The following is a 17,589-nucleotide window of genomic DNA, read 5'->3' as shown; positions in this document are numbered from 1 at the left end:
TGGGGTCGGATGGCTTCCACCAGAACCAGGAATGTTGAATCATGAAAAACCTTCGGACGATCTGGATTGTGGTGGCAGCAGCGGCCGCGGCCGTTCTTGTCGCGCTGGCGCTGGTCCCCGCGACGGGATCCCGTCCGGGCGCCCAGAGCCAGGCCGCCCAGAGCCAGGCCGAGCAGGCGCTCCGGGGCATCGCCGACGCCCAGTCCGAAGCCAAGGAATCCTACGGGCGTTACGGCTCCTATTGGCTCAGCAGTGGCGACCGCACTCTTGAAAAGCTGGCGCATCCGATCCGGACCGAAGGTGTGGCGGACCTGCGGAGCATCGAATGCCCCGGCGGGTGGGTGGCAGCCGCACGGATCGGAAATGACGTCGAGGTCATGTCCAGCGTGGAGGACCGGGTGGTCCGTGCAGGCTCAGGTGGGGTGGTTCGCCCGGAGTGCGTGAGCCCCGAAGCAGTCGAGTCCATGCTCGCCGATCTGGGCGTGTCACGGCAGACGCCGGCGCCCGCGATTTCGGCTTTCGACCGGCCCGAGGGGGCATCCGAGTTCCGGCCGAGCTATCACATCACGCCCGGGAAGAACTGGATGAATGATCCGCAGCGTCCGATCTTGCTGGACGGCGTGTGGCACTACTACTACCTCTACAACGCCGGGTACCCGAAGGAGAACGGCACCGAGTGGTACCACCTGACCAGCACAGACCTGGTGCACTGGAAGGACGAAGGGGTGGCGATCGCCAAGTACAAAAACGGGCTGGGCGACATCGAGACCGGAAGCGCCGTGGTGGACCACGACAACTCGGCCGGCTTTGGCAAAGACGCCGTCCTCGCGGTGATGACGCAACAGGACCAGGGCATCCAGCGGCAATCCCTGTTCTATTCCACCGACAACGGATACTCCTTCACCGCGTATGCGCAGAATCCGGTGATGGATAACCCCGGCGAACCGAACTGGCGGGATCCTAAGATCATCCGCGATGAAGCCCACGGCCAATGGGTTATGGCCCTGGCCGAAGGCGACAAAATCGGCATGTATACCTCGCCGGACCTGAAGAACTGGCGCTACGCCTCGGGCGTCGAACGCACCGGCCTGGGCTTCCTCGAATGCCCTGAACTCTTCCAGCTGGATCTGGACGGCGATCCATCCAAACGGACCTGGGTCCTGGCCGCCAGCGCCAACGGGAGCGAAGAGGGATTCACCACGGGCGTCGCCTACTGGACTGGCGAGTGGGACGGAACCCGATTCACCCCGTCCGGCGAGCCGCATCAGTGGCTCGACGCCGGCTCCGACTTCTACGCCGCCGTGACGTGGGATGACCCGAGACTCACCGAAAGCCAGCGGATGTCCTCCCGGCACGCCATCGGGTGGATGAACAACTGGGCGTACGCCCGGCAGCTGCCCACCGAAGACTGGCACGGTGGCGCCGACTCCATCGTGCGCGACATACGGCTGGACACAATCGCGGGAAAGCCGACCCTTGTGTCCAACCCCTCCGCCGCCCTGAAGTCCATTGAAGGCCCGGTGGCAACAACTCGGGAACGCCGAATGACACAGGACGGCGCAGGACGGCTGCCGGCTCCGGAAGGCGGGGCGTACCGGCTCGATGTGACTCTTGAACGGACGGCGGACGACGACGGATCCGAAGCGAGGATCGAGCTCGGAAGCGACGGGGGAACGTTCGCGACGGTCGGATATGACTTTGCCGACGAATCGGCATTCATCTCCCGCGATGCCGATGCTGCCGCCACGGGCAAGGCCGAACTCAGTCCGGACTATCGGGCATCGCGACGCGCAGTCAGCCCAGCGCGAGACGGGAAAGTGGAGTTATCGATTTTCGTCGACTATAGCTCGGTGGAGGTTTTCATCAACGGCGGGAAAAAGACCATGACGTCACTCGTTTTCCCCACCGCGGGGACGCCGAGCATCAAAGCCGTCACGGCGGGCGGCACCCTGACGCTGAAGTCCTTCAGCTACAGGCGGTTGGCCTCCACACACTGACCAGTGACTTGCGGCCGGTCCACGGCACACCCCACGGCGGGGAAGAGAATCTCTCCTTAAACATAATCCGGCGCCGCTTCCAGACCGAAGTACTTCTCCAGGGTGGTAATCCCGGTGCTTTGCATATCCTCGGCGATGGCCCGTCCCACATAGCGCAGATGCCATGGCTCGTAGGTGTAGCCGGTAGTGGCCCCGGCCCCGGCCGGATATCGGATGATGAATCCGTATTCCCAGCCGTGCTCAGCCGCCCATCGCCCCGCCGGGGTATTTGCGAAGCACGCTTGCAGGGCGCAGATTCCGCTGGCATTGCCGATGTCCATTGCCAGGCCGGTCTGGTGTTCGCTGTAGCCGGGCCGGGCGGCAAGCGTATCCGCCGTCGCCTGTCCGTACTGGCGCACGTAGCTGTCATAGAGGCTGGCCTGCTCGCTGAACGAACGGTAGCCGCTGATCGGCATGACGTTCACGCCGGCCGCCTTGGCGGCTTTGGCAAACTGCTTGTAGGCGTCCGCGGCCTGCGCCCGCAACCGTTCCCCTTGGACCCTGACCAACTGCCCCGGCACATAAGCGGCCGGGTTCAGCTGCCGGTGCTTGTTGACCACCACCTGCAGGCTGGAGGCAGAATCGAAGTCGTAGCCCACCGCGGCCACTGCCGTCACCGATGGTGCGATCATGCCGAGCGAAAGCACCAGCCCCGCCACAGCCCCTGTCATCCTGCTGATTCCTTTAAGCACGATGGCCCCCAAGAAGTGTTCGGAACAGATGCGGGAACTCTACCGATGTGCAGGGCCGTGGTCGAGGGTTGAACGCTCTTAGATGGTCAACGGAGGACGGTTCCGCGCCTTCGGCCACGTTGGAGTGATTGGGGGTGTCTGATAGACACTGCCACCGGCCGCCCGGCGTGCGTAGCGTGGTGGATGTGGACAGCAAAGAGGAAATCCGTGAGTTCCTGATCTCGCGGCGAGCGAAGATCAGCCCGGAACAGGCCGGCATCGCCAGCTACGGGGAGCTGCGCCGCGTGCCAGGCCTGCGCCGTGAGGAAGTGGCGCAGCTCGCCGGGGTGAGCACGGACTACTACACCCGGCTTGAACGCGGCAGCCTACGCGGCGTTTCAGACTCGGTGCTCGAGGCTGTCGCCTCGGCCCTTCAGCTTGACGACGCCCAGCGGGCGCACCTGATGGACCTGGCGAGGACGGTCAACACGCCGTCGCGTCGGGTGCCGCGCCGGCCACCGCAGCAGCGGGTCCGGCCCGGGGTCCTGCGTCTTCTGGATGGCATGACCGGAGTGGCGGCTCTGGTGCAGAACGGCCGTTCGGACGTGCTGGCAGCCAACCTGCTGGGCCGCGCGCTGTACGCGGAGGTGTTCAACTCCGCCGCACAGCCGGGGCCGGACAGCGCGGAGCGGCTGCCGAACCAGGCGCGCTACCTCTTCCTCGATCCGCGCGCGGGTGACCTCTACCCCGATTGGCGCGCGATCGCGGCCACCACGGTGGCGATGCTGCGCCTGGAAGCAGGACGGAACCCGCACGACAGGGCGTTGAACGAGCTGGTTGGGGAGCTGACTACACGTAGCGGGCTGTTCGCCGCATTGTGGGCTGGCCATGACGTGCGGATCCACACCACGGGAACCAAACGATTTCACCATCCGGTCGTCGGGGAATTGTCGCTGCAGTTCGAGACTCTTCACCTTCCCGGCGATGAGGGACAGACCCTGTTCACCTTCACGGCCGAGCCGGGGTCCGCGTCCGAAAACGCGCTGACGTTCCTCGCCAGCTGGGCGGCATCACCTCCCGAAACAACCACCACCGGCGGTCCTACCGGTGGACCCACCGTCCCTGAGATGCGCTCCCATGCGCAGCCGGGATCACCGAACCCAGGAAAGACAGAACCATCACATGAGTGACCAGAAAACCAGTGACCAGCACCACCTGAGCGAACACAAGGAAAGCATGCCCGGGAAGAAGGTCTGGTTCATCACCGGCGCCGGCCGCGGCATGGGGACTGACATCGCGAAGGCGGCCCTGGCCGCCGGCCACGCCGTGGTCGCCACCGGCCGAGACCCCGAAAAGGTCGCCCAGGCCGTGGGCCAGAGCGAGAACCTGCTGGCTGTGACGCTCGACGTCACCGACCCCGCCGCGGCGGAAGCGGCCGTGCAGGCCGCCGTCGACCGGTTTGGCCGGATCGACGTGCTTGTGAACAACGCCGGCAACTTCTATGCCGGGTTCTTCGAGGAAATCACCCCGGAGGACTTCCGTGCGCAGATCGAAACCACCATGTTCGGGCCCATGAACGTCACCCGTGCGGCCCTGCCGGTCCTGCGCGCCCAGCGATCTGGGCTGGTGCTCACGATCTCCTCGACCGCGGGGATCGTAGGCGGTGAGTTCCTGTCTGCCTACGCCGCGTCGAAGTTCGGCGTCGAGGGCTGGGCCGAGTCCCTGGCCCCCGAAGTCGCCCCGTTCGGGATCCGCACCATGATCGTGGAACCGGGGTTCTTCCGCACGGAACTGCTCACCCCGGAATCCACCAGCTACGCCGAATCCACGATCAACGACTACACCGACCGCACCCGCCAGACCGTCGCCGCCTGGCAAAGCATGGACGGACAGCAGGGCGGGGACCCCGCCAAGCTCGCCGCCGCGCTGATCCAGCTCGCCGAACTGGACGAGCCGCCGCTGCGCTTTGCCGCCGGCGCAGACGCCGTCGGTGTCTTCGAAACTCGGGCCAAGGCGCTCCAGGACCAGGCAGGGGCGCACCGCGAGCTCTCCAGCAACCTCGCGCACGACGACGCCTGACAAGACGCGAGCGGACGACGGCGGGATGTCCCGCCGTCGTCCACCAAGCCCCACCACCACAGATCAGCCGGACCCCGCGGGCTTTCCGCGGCCCAAAACCGGCCATCGTTCATGAGGACAACACAGCCATGACATCGCATTTGAACGGGACCGTCGCCCTCGTCACCGGCACCAGCAGCGGCATCGGCGCGGCCACAGCCCGCCAGCTCGCCGCGAACTGGTTCTGACCCGTGCAGAACTGGCCGATCTGATTCGGGTTGATTCCACGCGTATGGCAACCGTTATCTTGACGACGCGCTTCGGGAGCCGGCGTATTGGGCTAGGGGATGGGCTTCGACGGCGATGTCGAGTTCTTCCAGGGTCGGGGGGTTCGCTCCCGGGCGCTGAACGGTAATGGCCGCGGCTGCAGCTGCGGTGTGTCCAAGCTGCTCCAAGACAGCTGGGGCGAAGCCTTCGGTTCCTCGGGTTAGAAAGCCCAGGATCAGGGCGGACATGTAGGAGTCCCCGGCGCCGATCGTGTCGGCAACTTTGGACTTCACTGCAGGAATGCTGATGTTAGCGGCGGAAGTGGAGAATTGTGAGCCTTCGGCGCCCTTGGTGATGACCGTAAGTCCGGTGCCCAAACCGAGGATGTGGGCTGCGGTTTCGTCCAGGCTTTTTTGGGGGTACAGCCATTGGGCGTCTTCGTCGCTGAGTTTGACGACGTCGGTTAGTGGCACGAGCTCTTCGAAGGTGGCCTTCGCTTCTGCATGGCTGCCGAGCAGGGCTGGCCTGATGTTGGGATCGTAGGTGATCATGCAGTCTCTGTGTGCCTGTTCGAGCAGCGATCTCACGGCGCCGGCGCCGGGTTTGAGGAAAGTGGCGATGGAACCGGTGTGCAGTATTTTGGGGACGTAGGCGGGGGCTGCTGGGGCAAGGTCCCAGGTGATGTCGAAGTCGTACCTGGCGGATCCGTCCGGTTCAAGGGTTGCTGTTGCCGATGCTGTCCGGGTGAGCGATTTTGATCCGGGCAGAAGTATGACTCCCGCGCTGCGGAGATGGTTTTCGATAGAGTCTCCCCGCGCGTCCGGGGCAATCGCCGTGAGCAGACCTGTTGTTACGCCGAGGCGGCCAAGTCCGTAGGCGACGTTGGCCGGTGAGCCGCCGGGGTGTTCCACTTTGTCGTTTGACGTTGTGACCACGTCGATCAGCGCTTCGCCTACGACGATGACGTCGAGGGAACGGTGAGCGCCGGGCCGGGCTGTTTTGAGGTAATCCATGGTGTGTCTCTCGTGGGAAGCTGATGGCGGGGCTTGTTCAGAACCGCTTCAGTCCGCGGACCGGCAGCCGGGTCCGCGGACTGAAAACAGGGGCACCAGGTGGTCAGGCGGTGGCTGCACCGGTCATGATCGCTACAGCATCGGTCATGTTATGTGACTGCGGGGTGATGGTGGCAGCGCACTTACCGAGGCGTTGGATGTGGATCCTGTCCGCCACGTCAAATACGTGGGGCATGTTGTGGCTGATCAGGATGACTGGCAGTCCGCGGTCCCGGAGGTCCCGGACCAGCTGCAGGACCTGGTTCGATTCCCGGACGCCGAGTGCCGCCGTTGGCTCGTCCAGCACGACCACCTTTGAACCGAACGCCGCGGCGCGGGCCACGGCGACAGCCTGGCGCTGGCCGCCGGACAGGTTCTCCACCGGCACTGTCACGTCCTGCAGGGTGGAGATGCCCAGCCGGGTCAGCTCATCCTTGGCCTTGGTGCGCATGCCTTTGGTGTCGAGCATCCGGAACACGCTTCCGAGGAGTCCCGCGCGCCTTTCCTCCCGGCCCAGGAACAGGTTGGAGGCGACGTCCAGCGCCGGTGAGACCGCCAGGTTCTGGTACACGGTTTCGATGCCGTGGACCCTGGCGTCCTGCGGCCGCTTGAAGTGCACCTGCTGTCCCGATACAAAGAGTTCTCCTGTGTCGGGAACTTCGGCGCCGGTGAGGCACTTGATCAGGGTGGATTTGCCTGCACCGTTGTCGCCAATGATCGCCAGGACTTCGCCCGGGTACAGGTCCAGGCTGACGCCGTCCAGTCCCACGACACGGCCGAAAGTCTTGACGAGGTTCCGGGCCTGCAGGATGGGCTCGCGCGTGGCGACGTGGGGGGCTTCAAATTCTGTCATGGTCATGACTTGACCTTTCGGATCCACTGATCGACGGACACAGCAACAATGATCAGGACGCCCACGGCGAGCGTCTGGTAGAGCACGTCCAGCCCGGCGAGCGAGAGGCCGTTGCGGAAGACGCCGACGATCAGGGCGCCGAGGAGGGTTCCCCAGACGGAGCCGCGGCCGCCGAAGAGGCTGGTTCCGCCGATGACGACGGCGGTGATGGAGTCCAGGTTCAGGTCTACGCCGCCATTGGGGCTGGCTGCGTTGGTGCGTCCGATCTGGATCCAGGCGCCGACGGCCAGGACGGCGCCGGCTGCGAGGTAGACGCTCATGAGGACACGGTTTACCGGGATGCCGGCCAGGCGGGCGGCTTCCTTGTCATCTCCGACGGCGTAGACGTGCCGGCCCCAGGCCGTCTTGCCCAGGATGAAGGCGACCGCGATGTAGAGCAGGAGCATCATGACGACGCCGGTGGAGATCCTGACCGGGCCCACCGGGAAGGTGGTTCCCGTCCAGGTCAGCAAGGGAGGCATCGCCGAGCCGCGCACCGTCGCTCCGTTGGAGTAGAGCAGTGTCAGGGCGATGAAGATGTTCAGCGTTCCGAGCGTGACGATGAACGGCGGGAGCCGGAACCTGGTGACCAGGAATCCGTTCAGGGCTCCGGCGGCGAGTCCGACCACCAGGCCGGCGAGCAGGGCGAGAGGGGCGGGCACTCCGTTGTTGACGGCGAGCTGGGCCATGACCATGGAGGACAGGATCATCACGGCCCCGACGGAAAGGTCGATGCCTGCCGTAAGGATGATGAGGGTCTGGGCGATGGCCAAGGTGCCGACGACGGAGACTTGTTGGGTGATCAGGGAGAGGTTTTCAACCCGCAGGAACCTCTCATTGAGGAGGCTGAACACCACCACCGCGATGAGAAGCACGAGGGCGGGGCTGACGGCGGGGTAACGGTGGAGGATATTGCGTATCCGGCTAAGCGGTGTCTGGCGGTCGAGGAATTCCTCGGCCAGGTCGGCCTGCCCGGCGCTGGGCGGTCCGGCGGTCTGTTGCTGGGTCACGATTGGTCCTGATCTTCGGTGATGGTTGCTAGGGCGGAGCTAGCTCGGTAGATGAAATGCGGGGAGGCCGATAGCGGACTCCGGCCTCCCCGCCCGCAGTGAAGCTGGGTGGGTTACTTTCCCCAGCAGATGTCGGAGGCCGCGGTGGTGGTGATGCTCTTGACGCCGTCGACCGGCTTGTCCGTGACGAGCTCGACGCCGGTGTTGTAGAAGTCAAGCCCCGGTGAGTTGGCCGGCTTCTGGCCGGTCTTGGCGAGGTCAACGATGGCCTTCACTCCCAGTTCGGCCATCTTGACCGGGTACTGCTGGGCCGTGGCACCGATGACGCCGGCCTTGACGTTGTTCACGCCCGTGCAGCCGCCGTCCACCGAAACCACCAGCACGTCCTTTTCCTTGCCGGCGGCCTTCAGTGCCTCGAAAGCACCCGCTGCTGCAGGTTCGTTGATGGTGTAGACGACGTTGATGTTCGGGTTCTTGGCGAGGAGGGTTTCCATGGCGGTGCGTCCGCCGTCCTCGGCGCCCTGGGAGGCCTGGCTGCCGACGATCTCGTAGTCGCCGCCCTTGCCGCCGTTGTACTTGCCGGTTTTGGCTTCGTCGCCGTTCTTCTTCTTGTCCGCGGTGTCGATACCCAGGCCGGTCAGGAAGCCCTGGTCCCGGTTGTAGTCAACCGAGACGACCTTGTCGTCAAAAAGATCGACGAGGGCAATGGTCGCTTTTTTCCCATCCAGCTGGGCTGCGGTCCATTTGCCGATCAGCTCGCCGGCGGCAAAGTTGTCCGTCGCGAACGTGATGTCGGCGGCGTCGGCCGGGTCCGGCGGGGTGTCCAGGGCGATGACGAAGAGCCCGGCGTCCTTGGCCTTCTTCAGGGCGTCCACTACGGACGGGCCGTTGGGGGTGATCAGGATGCCCTTGTCGCCCTTGGAGATGGCGTTCTCGATGGCCTGGATCTGGGTGTCCTCGTCGCCGTCAGCCTTGCCGGCTGCGAGCTTAAGGTCCACGCCGCCGGCCTCGGCCGCCTTCTTTGCCCCGTCCTGCATGGAGACGAAGAATGGGTTGGTCGTGGTCTTAACGATCAGCGAGACGCCGACCTTTTCGGCGGACGAGCTTCCCGTTGATGTGGTGGACGTGGAACTTCCGCCGCAGGCTGAAAGACTGAGCGCTCCCAGGGTCAGCACTGCTCCCGCAGCGAACAGGCGGGTGGCCGTTGAACGGGGTGCTTTGGAACTCAACATTGAATCTCCTGGTGTTTGAGGCCTCACTGGCCTCGACAACGATGTCATGTACGATGTAAGCAGCATCACACCGGAGAGTCAATAGATGCAACTTAGAAGGAGCGATTTATTTGACAACGATGTCCGATCGTAGCCAGCCGGCCCTTTCCGCCAGTCGTCCGACAATGCGCCACGTGGCTGCCCTTGCCGGCGTCGGAATTAAGACCGTGTCCCGGGTGATCAACGACGAACCTGGCGTGTCGGACGCCACCCGGGAAAAGGTGCTCAGCGCTTCACGACAACTCAACTACCAGCTGGACATGGCCGCCGGCAGCCTGCGCCGCGCGGGCAGGCGAACGCTCTCCGTCGGGCTCCTGCTGCCGAGTGTCTCCAACCCATTCAGCGGCGAGATCAACCGGGCAATAGAAGATGCGCTGGGGGCCCGGGGGATAGCGGTTTTTGCCGCGAGCCTCGATGATGACCCCCGGCGGGAGCAGGCCATCGTTACGGCATTTCTTGGCCGGCGCGTGGATGGGCTCATCCTCACGCCGATCGCCCGAAGCCAAGCGTATGTAATCCCGGAGCATTCCCGTGACCTGCCCTTGGTCTTCATCGACCGTGAGCCGGTAGGGATGGAAGCAGACGCCGTGGTGACCGACAACGCCGTAGGCGCCGCGAGTGCGGCCGCTCACCTGATGAGCCGGGGCCACACCAGGCTCGCCTATTTGGGGGACCGCACCGACATCCAGACCGCGCGGGAACGCCGTCGGGGGTTCATGGAAGAGATCGGCCGGCAGGGCATTCCCACCTCAACGGTTCCTGTCCGTGAAAACCTTCACGACGAGGAATCGGCGAGGTTGGCCGCGTTGGAGCTTCTCACTGCCGGCGAACCGCCGACTGCGATCTTCTCCAGTCAGAACCTCGTCACTTTCGGCGCCATGCGTGCTCTGAGAGAGCTCGGGCTAAGCAAACGCGTGGCGTTGATAGGGTTCGATGACTTCACGCTTGCCGACATGATGGATCCCGGCGTGACAGTCATTGCCCAGCACCCCGAGCGGATCGGGAAGCTGGCAGCGGAGCGGCTGCTGGCCAGGATTGACGGCGACCAGCAGCCTCCGCATACCTACGTTGTCCCGTCTGAGCTGGTGCAAAGGGGCTCCGGGGAACTCCGCCCGCCGGCCTGACGCCGGGGAACTTCCTGAACAGTCCGCCGAACATATTGACCTGAAAGGGATCATGATGACCAAAACCCTGTACGCCGAGTTCACCGTCAAGCCCGGCAGCGAAGCCCGCGTCGCGGAGATGATGCTCGAACTGACCGAGCATGTCCGCAGGGAACCGGGCAACGAGCTGTTCCTTCCCTATACGCGGGAAGAGAATCCCCGCGAGTACTTTGTCTTCGAGGTCTACAGCGACGAAGCGGCATTCCAGAAACATATCGGCGCCGACTACGGCGCCAGATTCAACGAAGAACTGGCCCGCCACATCGAAGGCGACGGGTCCGCGCTGACCTGGCTCCTGCCCTTGGAGTAGCCTTCAGCCGCGTTTAGGAAAAGATTTCCTTCCAGCCGTCGGTTGGTGGGAACTCTCTGCTGCCCGCCCATCGCTTCGCTTGCCTCAGTGGAGGAGCGGGCGTATTCATACCTGAGTCGCCAAAACCGTTGACTTGTCTGATGGACATAACTTAGCGTCCTTCGCACTGACAACGTTGTCTATCGACGACGCGCGCAATGAAGGGCGAAACAAGCAGATGAAGAGAACGACCACCCGCAGGACGCATGCCGTTTCTGCAATGACGCTCGCGGGACTGACGCTGGCCGCGGCACTGGCAGGTTCCCTGCCGGCGTCGGCCGCCACAAGCCTCGGGGACGAACCGTACCGGCCGGCCTTCCACTACACGCCCGAAAAAAACTGGATGAACGACCCCAATGGGCTCGTCTTCTACAAGGGCGTCTACCACCTGTACTACCAGCACAACCCCTCCGGCAACACCTGGGGGAACATGTCCTGGGGGCACGCCACGTCCAAGGACCTTGTTCACTGGCAGGAGCAGCCGCTGGCGATCTCCACCGAGGCCCAGGAAGACGTCTTCTCCGGCAGCGTCGTCGTCGACAAGGACAACACGACCGGTTTCGGCACGAAAGAGAACCCTCCCCTCGTGGCCGTCTACACCAGTGCCTACAAGGACGCCTCTCCGCACCGCGGCCTGCAGGCGCAGTCCCTGGCCTACAGCGTCGACGACGGCCAAACCTGGACCAAGTACTCAGGCAATCCTGTCCTGAACCGGAACTCCGCCAACTTCCGCGACCCCAAGGTGTTCTGGTACGACAAACCCGGCGGCGGCGGTTACTGGGTGATGACTGCTGTGGAAGCCACCGAGCACAAGGTTGTTCTGTACAAATCCGCCAACCTCAAGGACTGGACCGCGTTGAGCGAGTTCGGGCCCCCCAATGCCACCGGCGGGCAGTGGGAGTGCCCTGATCTGTTCCCCCTGGCCGTGGACGGCGACAAGAACAACATCAAATGGGTCATGGTGGTCAACATCAACCCCGGCGGTGTGGCCGGCGGCTCCGCCGGCCAGTACTTCGTGGGTAACTTCGACGGCACCACGTTCACATCCGAAACGACCAAGCCCGTGGCTACACTTCCGGCCGGAACGGTCCTGGCCGGATTCAACGACGGAACCTACAACGGCTGGACCGTGAACAACGAGCCCGGCAATCGGATGAACGGCCCCTTTACTGACGCTCCCGCAGCCGGGGCGATCGGTGGGCAACAAACTGTCTCCGGCTTCACTGGAGCAGGACTCATCAATTCCTTCAACGACGGCGACTGGCCGCTCGGGTCCATGCAGTCACCAACATTTACGGTGTCCGATGACTATTTGAACTTCCTCGTAGGCGGCGGCAAGCATCCGAGGGTCTCCGACAAACTGGACAACGCCCCGCCCGAGGGGGAGCTCAAGTTCAACGGCTTCGAGGTTCCCCCGGGGACCACACTGGCCGACGCCGGCTGGACCGGAACCGGCGACCTCACCCCCAATTTCCAGCCCTCCGCCAGTGGCGGGGACTTCTATATCGGGGCCAAGCGGGTCAACACGTTCGACACCGGCACCGCACCGGGCGATGACCGGCAGGGCACCCTGACATCACCGGAATTCCCCATCACGAAGAATTTCATGAGCATGCTGGTCGGCGGCGGCAACCGCCCCGCGGACTCCGGACAGATCCTGGCCGTCCAGTTGCTCATCAACGGCAAAGTGGTCCGCTCCCTGGCGGGAGATAATTCCGGGGTCCTGAACTGGAAGGGATGGGACGTCTCCGAATTCGCGGGACAGAATGCACAGTTGCGGGTCGTCGACCAAGCTACCGGCGGGTGGGGACACCTGACTCTGGATCATGTCATGCTCACCGACACCGCCGCTGTTACCAGGTCCGATGAAGAAACCGTGAATCTGGTAGTCAACGGAAAGGTGGTCCGCACGGCCACGGGCAACGACAGTGAAACGCTGGATTGGGCGTCATGGAATGTCAAAGAATTCGTCGGCCAACAGGCACAAATCAAAGTCGTCGACAACAACCGATTCGGCTGGGGGCATATCCTCGCTGACGAGTTCATAGCGAGCTCCACAGCAGCCACAAGCCGACTGCAGTCCTATGACTGGCTGGACTACGGTCGCGACCTCTACGCCAGCGTGTCCTTCAGCAACATGCCCGATAACAAGCGGATCATGCTGGGCTGGATGAACAACTGGGACTACGCGAACGACATCCCCACCAGCCCGTGGCGCAGCGCCATGGCACTTCCCCGCGAGGTCAGCCTGACTCAGACCACCGAAGGTCCCCGACTCACCCAAAGCGCCGTAAAGCAGGTCGACAAGCTGGCCCAAACGCCAAGCTACTCGACCAAGAAGATCATCCCGATTGCGGAGGGGATAACCCCGCTGCCCGCGGCCGCCTCCGGTCAGGTCCAACGGGTCGATATCACCTTCGCTCCGGGCACGGCCAAGAAATCCGGCATCACCGTGCTGGGCGATGGAACATCATCCACCGTCATCGGCTACGACGCCACGACTGAGAAGCTCTTCGTTGACCGCACCAACTCCGGCAACACCGCGTTCCATCCGGCCTTCGCTTCCATCGAGGACGCCCCCGTCACGCTGGACAAGCAGGGCAACATCACCATGCGGATCTACCTCGACCGCTCATCAGTGGAGGCGTTCGCCCAGGACGGTCTAAAGACCATCACCGACCAGGTATTCCCCAACGACGGAGCCGACAAGATGGCCCTCTTCGCAGAAGGCGGGATCGCCCAGCTCAAATCACTCACCGTGACACCGCTGGAAAAGGCAATGTTCCTCCCGGAAAAGAAGTGACCCAGCCCACCGCCTGACCTGCGCCCCAAGGAGTTGGAGCTGAAGGGATTGCGTACGGTATTGCACCGGGCTCAATCCCTTCAGTTCGTCCTTGGTGAGGTCTTAATACCGCCGACTGAAACACGAACTTCGTCACAGGCATGCCAGCTAGCACTTGACCTCAGTCCTGAGGTCGCGGACCGCGGCCTCGACGTTGGAGGCTTCGTCCCGTAGGGAATCGGCTGCCTGAGTCAACGTGGCGTTGTCCGGCACCGCGGCGACGGCGGCATTGAACTTGGCTTCGGCGGCCTTAACGGCCTCCGCCCGTTGTTGGGCAAGGTTCTCGCTTGCCTTGGCCAGCTCCTCATAGGTCTTGGAGACTTGGTCTTGGGCCGCGCGAACCTGCTCGACTGTGGCATCCGGCTTCAGTGTGTCCTTGAAATTTTTCAGGGCCGCAGCATGGGCATCGGCAGCAGCGCAGACCTGCGACACGCTTGCGGGCGGGCTCGAGATGGCAGCGGTGGGGCTCGAAGTGGCCGCCGGCGGGCTGGTTGGGGTGCATCCGGTCAGCAGTGCGACGGTGGTCCCAAGCGCGATGAATCCCAAGAGACTAGCGTGGGGTTTCGACATTGGAATTCCTCTCCCAGCTGGGGTGATGCCTCCGGGCATCGGGCACCGGAGTGCATCTCCATCGTCTGCCTGGACGCGGGCGCGGACCTCACCCGTCGGGGGTGAAATGGGTGGAAACGCAAGGCCAGCCAGCATGGGCCAAATGGCTCTTTTAGGACCGGGCGAACGCGGGTATAAATGGTTGTGCCACGGCGGACGGGTCCTCCGCGACTGGTGTTGAAGCCGGGGCGGGCGGTCCAGGGCGGGACGTTGGAACTTCCCTGGGCCGCCGCGGAGCTGGTGCGGTTCGCCGGAACAGCTCACCGGAACCCCCGGGACCGAGCGATATTCGGCGGAATCTTTGGCTCTGCCAGATGAGTGGCGCGCCGGTGTCTGCCCGGACGTATGCTGTTTTCATAGGTTCAGCAGTGAGCTGCGTGCTTTGATCTCGAGCGTGGAACATGACCCAAGGAACTCCAGGAGACGGCCGGCAGGAACCTCATGCCTCCTTCTGGGAGCTGCACTTCAACGACCCGGATGTCGGTGCCTTCCTCAGCGAGGCCGTGAGTGAGTTTGTCGAAGAAATCGGTGGTCCCGGCCGTGGGATCAGCTGGGCAATCACACTGCTCCGGTCCGCGGAGGCCCTCACCCTTACCGCGGGCAGCGCACCGGCGCGTGCCGCGGATGAGGCGCAGCGATCCTTCGACGACGGGCCGGCCCGCACGGCGGTTCGCAGCGGTGAATTTGTGTTCGTGGGCGACACCTCCATGGAGCGCCGCTGGCCCGGGTACGCCAGCGCCGCCGCAGCGTTCGGAGTCCAGTCCCTCGTATCCGTTCCCTTGGTCCCACAATCGGTATTCAATGCCGCGGTGAACCTGTACGCGCCGTGGCCGCACGTCTTCACCAGCGCAGACATCACCGCAGCGGCTCAACTGGCCCGCCACGTGTCCCGTGCACTGCGTTTGGTCCAGCAGTTGGCGCTGAGGTCCGGGAGCAGCGCCGATCTCTCCTCTGCGCAGCTCTCCCGGGCGCTGGCTGGGCTGGCGTTGCGGACGCTGGTGCGGGAGTACGGGCTTAGTGAGGAGGGAGCCCTCGACTATCTTCGCAGCGTCGCGGGCGGAGCCTCGCGGGAATCCGCCGGCGCCACGGTCCATGTCCTCGTGCCCGATTACGTCCAGGTCCAGAAAGAATCCGTTCAGGTCCAGAAAGAGCCCCTACCCAGTCCCTATGCCGCGGTACCACACGGCGGGGAAGCCCCTCCCGTCCGTCGACGGCGGCGCAGGACGGGGACCCCGGCCTAGGCGGACGGCGGCACTCGGCCGGCCGGCCGCCAAACCGCGCTCCGCCCGCGCAGCAGTTAGGCGGCGCTGGCGTCTTCTTTCCCGTGGACGTGGTCCGGGCGGAGGACCTTCATCGCACCGGCCCAGGCGATCACCTGGTCAAACAGGGTCCGCAGACTCGACTCCGCGGCCGCCGTTGGGATGAAGGTACGGTAATTCTCGAACTCCGTGGCCAATGGCAGTGCAACCTGGGCCCGGACGTCTGCCATCTGCAGCTCCGCGGCCACGCCCCGTAAGTGTTCGACGGCGCGGATGCCGCCGCTGCTTCCGTAGCTGACGAAACCGGCCGCCTTGTTGTTCCACTCCTTGTACAGGTAGTCCAGCGCGTTTTTCAGTGCCCCGGGGATCGAGTGGTTGTACTCCCCGGTGACGAAGATGTAGCCGTCGAATCCGTCAACAGCCTCGGACCAGGCCTTAGTGTAGGGCCGGCTGTACCGGCCGAAGGAGGGCGGCAGCGGCTCGTCGAGAAGCGGGAGCCGGAAGTCGGCGACGTCGAGGACGCCAAAGGTGGCATCGCCGCGTTCTGACGCCCGGGAACTAACCCAGTCGGCGACGGCCTTTCCGAGGCGCCCGGGCCGGGTGCTCCCGAGCACGATAGCGATGCGGATCATGGCGGGCTCCTCTCCGGAGATTTTTTCTGCCCACACTCACAACAACAATCCGGACGGTTCGAAACTTCCGCAACCGCCGCCGGCCCCGTGGATTCAGGGGCTAAAGCGCGACGCGCCGATGCTCCGGCAGGATCCGTCCGCCGCGCAGGACGGTCACGAGTTCGAAGCCCGGGTCAACGGCGATGACGTCGGCGCGCATTCCGGCCCGGAGGGCGCCGATCTCGGTTTCCAGGCCCAGGACACGGGCCGGGACCAGGGTCGCCGCCATAACGGCATCGGCAGGGCTCACGCCCGCCGCGATGGTGGCGCGGACAACCTCCAGCAGGGTCGCCGTGCCCCCGGCAAGGGCGCCGTTACTCCTTAAGGTGGCCACGCCGTCGTGCACCACAACATCCGAGCTGCCGAGTTCGTAGTCGCCGTCGGGCAGCCCGGTTGCCGCCATGGAGTCCGTCACCAGCGCGATGCCCTCGGCTCCGACCAGGTCAAACACCATCCGGACCGTCTCCGGGTCGAGGTGGACGCCGTCGCCGACGAGCTCGACCACAACCGTGCCCGCCGCCGCCAGCCGCAGGCACGCGGCGACGGGTCCGGGACTCCGGTGGTGCAGGGGAGGCATGCCGTTGAACAGATGGGTCACCGTGGGCCGGGCCTGCGGCCCGAAGGCTCCACCGGCCGCGGCCCTGCCGATGAGGTCGGCGGCTTCCGCCAGCGAGGCGGCCGCCAGGTGGGCATCGGTATCGGTATGGCCCAGCGAGGGGGTGACGCCGTGGTCCGTGAGAATCCGGAGCAGTTCAGTGGCGCCGGGCAGCTCGGGGGCGTAGGTCATGGTCTGCAGGGCTCCGCCGGCGGCCGCCAGCAGGTCCCGGAGCAGATCGGGATCGGGGTCCCGGAGCCAGCGGGGGTTCTGCGCGCCGCAGCGGGCGGGGGAGAGGAAGGGCCCCTCGGAATGGACGCCTGCGATCAGTCCCTCGGCCGCCAGGACCTTTAGTACGCCGAGGGACCGCACCAGCTCATCGCCCGGGGCAGTGACCAGGCTGGCCAGCAGGGTGGTGGTCCCGTTGCGGTGCAGGAAGTCCACCGCCTCCCGGCAGGCCCGGTCATCCCCGGTCGGGAAACCCCCGCCCGCCGCGCCATGGCAGTGGAGGTCAACAAGCCCGGGAAGCAGTGAACTGCCGTGCGGCAGCGGGAGCTCCTCCGCCCCGGGGAACTGCCCGGCGTCAAAGCCGCTGCTGGGTCCCGCGTAGGCGATCCGGCCGCCTTCCACCGCCACCACGGAGTCCGGAGTGACGGCACCGTCGCTCAGGAGGGCGCCCCGCAGGACGTAGGCGGGAGCGGGAGCGGCTTCGCGGTCCTCGAGGGTAAGGATGATGGTCCCTGGTTTCTGTGCGATTGGGGCTTCCGGAAACGTCAGCCGTTTTTTTTCCAGCGCTTCGGCCACTTCACGTTCAGCAGGAGCAACCCGAGTAGGAGCGCGTCGA

15 protein-coding genes are annotated in these 17,589 nt (G+C 64.8%); 7 read left to right on the top strand and 8 right to left on the bottom strand.

The window, feature by feature from the left end:
• Positions 1-41: 41 nt before the first annotated feature.
• Positions 42-1,997 (top strand): glycoside hydrolase family 32 protein, encoded by a 1,956-nt coding sequence (locus BLS42_RS16405; protein ID WP_090583051.1) that lies wholly within the window; start codon positions 42-44, stop codon positions 1,995-1,997.
• Between the two features lie 56 nt (positions 1,998-2,053).
• On the opposite strand, the gene BLS42_RS16400 is transcribed toward BLS42_RS16405, so the two are convergent.
• Positions 2,054-2,707 carry a M15 family metallopeptidase gene (locus BLS42_RS16400; protein WP_090583049.1) on the bottom strand — a complete coding sequence of 218 codons (654 nt, stop codon included), beginning with the start codon at positions 2,705-2,707 and terminating at the stop codon, positions 2,054-2,056.
• 206 nt (positions 2,708-2,913) lie between these two features.
• Here BLS42_RS16400 and BLS42_RS16395 point away from each other — a divergent pair, with 206 nt between their 5' ends.
• Entirely contained in the window at positions 2,914-3,897 is a 984-nt protein-coding gene (locus BLS42_RS16395; RefSeq protein ID WP_176803481.1) for a helix-turn-helix transcriptional regulator, read from the top strand.
• Positions 3,890-4,786, top strand: a complete 897-nt coding sequence (locus tag BLS42_RS16390; protein ID WP_256336513.1) for an SDR family oxidoreductase — start codon at positions 3,890-3,892, stop codon at positions 4,784-4,786. The genes BLS42_RS16395 and BLS42_RS16390 overlap by 8 nt, the downstream gene beginning before the upstream one ends.
• A gap of 281 nt (positions 4,787-5,067) precedes the next feature.
• Here BLS42_RS16390 and BLS42_RS16385 read toward each other — a convergent pair whose 3' ends face one another.
• From BLS42_RS16385 to BLS42_RS16370, 4 genes are all read right to left on the bottom strand, one after another.
• Entirely contained in the window at positions 5,068-6,045 is a 978-nt protein-coding gene (locus BLS42_RS16385; RefSeq protein ID WP_090583045.1) for a carbohydrate kinase family protein, read from the bottom strand.
• 103 nt (positions 6,046-6,148) lie between these two features.
• A complete protein-coding gene (locus BLS42_RS16380; protein WP_090583042.1) occupies positions 6,149-6,943 on the bottom strand; it encodes an ATP-binding cassette domain-containing protein in 795 nt (264 codons plus the stop codon).
• Positions 6,940-7,986, bottom strand: a complete 1,047-nt coding sequence (locus BLS42_RS16375) for an ABC transporter permease (RefSeq protein WP_090583040.1) — start codon at positions 7,984-7,986, stop codon at positions 6,940-6,942. The genes BLS42_RS16380 and BLS42_RS16375 overlap by 4 nt, the downstream gene beginning before the upstream one ends.
• Positions 7,987-8,099: 113 nt before the next feature.
• Positions 8,100-9,218, bottom strand: coding sequence for a substrate-binding domain-containing protein (locus BLS42_RS16370; protein WP_090583038.1), 1,119 nt, complete (start codon positions 9,216-9,218; stop codon positions 8,100-8,102).
• Between the two features lie 164 nt (positions 9,219-9,382).
• Here BLS42_RS16370 and BLS42_RS16365 point away from each other — a divergent pair, with 164 nt between their 5' ends.
• The 3 genes from BLS42_RS16365 to BLS42_RS16355 all read left to right on the top strand — a co-directional run bounded on the left by BLS42_RS16365 (position 9,383) and on the right by BLS42_RS16355 (position 13,572).
• Positions 9,383-10,381, top strand: a complete 999-nt coding sequence (locus tag BLS42_RS16365) for a LacI family DNA-binding transcriptional regulator (RefSeq protein ID WP_090583126.1) — start codon at positions 9,383-9,385, stop codon at positions 10,379-10,381.
• A 55-nt stretch (positions 10,382-10,436) separates the two neighbouring features.
• A complete protein-coding gene (locus BLS42_RS16360) occupies positions 10,437-10,730 on the top strand; it encodes a putative quinol monooxygenase (protein WP_090583124.1) in 294 nt (97 codons plus the stop codon).
• 259 nt (positions 10,731-10,989) lie between these two features.
• On the top strand, positions 10,990-13,572 hold the full coding sequence (locus BLS42_RS16355; RefSeq protein ID WP_256336512.1) for a GH32 C-terminal domain-containing protein: 2,583 nt from the start codon (positions 10,990-10,992) through the stop codon (positions 13,570-13,572).
• A 147-nt stretch (positions 13,573-13,719) separates the two neighbouring features.
• On the opposite strand, the gene BLS42_RS16350 is transcribed toward BLS42_RS16355, so the two are convergent.
• Complete coding sequence (locus tag BLS42_RS16350; protein ID WP_090583034.1) at positions 13,720-14,181, bottom strand: hypothetical protein; 462 nt, start codon at positions 14,179-14,181, stop codon at positions 13,720-13,722.
• 440 nt (positions 14,182-14,621) lie between these two features.
• Here BLS42_RS16350 and BLS42_RS16345 point away from each other — a divergent pair, with 440 nt between their 5' ends.
• Positions 14,622-15,461 (top strand): GAF domain-containing protein, encoded by an 840-nt coding sequence (locus BLS42_RS16345; protein WP_090583031.1) that lies wholly within the window; start codon positions 14,622-14,624, stop codon positions 15,459-15,461.
• 56 nt (positions 15,462-15,517) lie between these two features.
• Here BLS42_RS16345 and BLS42_RS16340 read toward each other — a convergent pair whose 3' ends face one another.
• Positions 15,518-16,111, bottom strand: a complete 594-nt coding sequence (locus BLS42_RS16340) for an NADPH-dependent FMN reductase (RefSeq protein WP_090583029.1) — start codon at positions 16,109-16,111, stop codon at positions 15,518-15,520.
• 100 nt (positions 16,112-16,211) lie between these two features.
• Entirely contained in the window at positions 16,212-17,480 is a 1,269-nt protein-coding gene (locus BLS42_RS16335; RefSeq protein ID WP_090583122.1) for an N-acetylglucosamine-6-phosphate deacetylase, read from the bottom strand.
• Positions 17,481-17,589 lie beyond the last annotated feature (109 nt).

It is taken from the genome of Arthrobacter sp. ov407, from assembly GCF_900102895.1.
GTDB lineage: Bacteria > Actinomycetota > Actinomycetes > Actinomycetales > Micrococcaceae > Arthrobacter.
This window is presented reverse-complemented; position numbering and strand designations above follow the sequence as displayed.

Bases quoted from the DNA above. Each gene is read 5' to 3' on its own strand.
- BLS42_RS16345 (WP_090583031.1), top strand. From the start codon at position 14,622: ATGACCCAAGGAACTCCAGGAGACGGCCGGCAGGAACCTCATGCCTCC.
- BLS42_RS16350 (WP_090583034.1), bottom strand. From the start codon at position 14,181: ATGTCGAAACCCCACGCTAGTCTCTTGGGATTCATCGCGCTTGGGACC.
- BLS42_RS16400 (WP_090583049.1), bottom strand. From the start codon at position 2,707: ATGACAGGGGCTGTGGCGGGGCTGGTGCTTTCGCTCGGCATGATCGCA.
- BLS42_RS16385 (WP_090583045.1), bottom strand. From the start codon at position 6,045: ATGGATTACCTCAAAACAGCCCGGCCCGGCGCTCACCGTTCCCTCGAC.
- BLS42_RS16390 (WP_256336513.1), top strand. From the start codon at position 3,890: ATGAGTGACCAGAAAACCAGTGACCAGCACCACCTGAGCGAACACAAG.
- BLS42_RS16405 (WP_090583051.1), top strand. From the start codon at position 42: ATGAAAAACCTTCGGACGATCTGGATTGTGGTGGCAGCAGCGGCCGCG.
- BLS42_RS16355 (WP_256336512.1), top strand. From the start codon at position 10,990: ATGACGCTCGCGGGACTGACGCTGGCCGCGGCACTGGCAGGTTCCCTG.
- BLS42_RS16360 (WP_090583124.1), top strand. From the start codon at position 10,437: ATGACCAAAACCCTGTACGCCGAGTTCACCGTCAAGCCCGGCAGCGAA.
- BLS42_RS16380 (WP_090583042.1), bottom strand. From the start codon at position 6,943: ATGACCATGACAGAATTTGAAGCCCCCCACGTCGCCACGCGCGAGCCC.
- BLS42_RS16370 (WP_090583038.1), bottom strand. From the start codon at position 9,218: ATGTTGAGTTCCAAAGCACCCCGTTCAACGGCCACCCGCCTGTTCGCT.
- BLS42_RS16340 (WP_090583029.1), bottom strand. From the start codon at position 16,111: ATGATCCGCATCGCTATCGTGCTCGGGAGCACCCGGCCCGGGCGCCTC.
- BLS42_RS16365 (WP_090583126.1), top strand. From the start codon at position 9,383: ATGCGCCACGTGGCTGCCCTTGCCGGCGTCGGAATTAAGACCGTGTCC.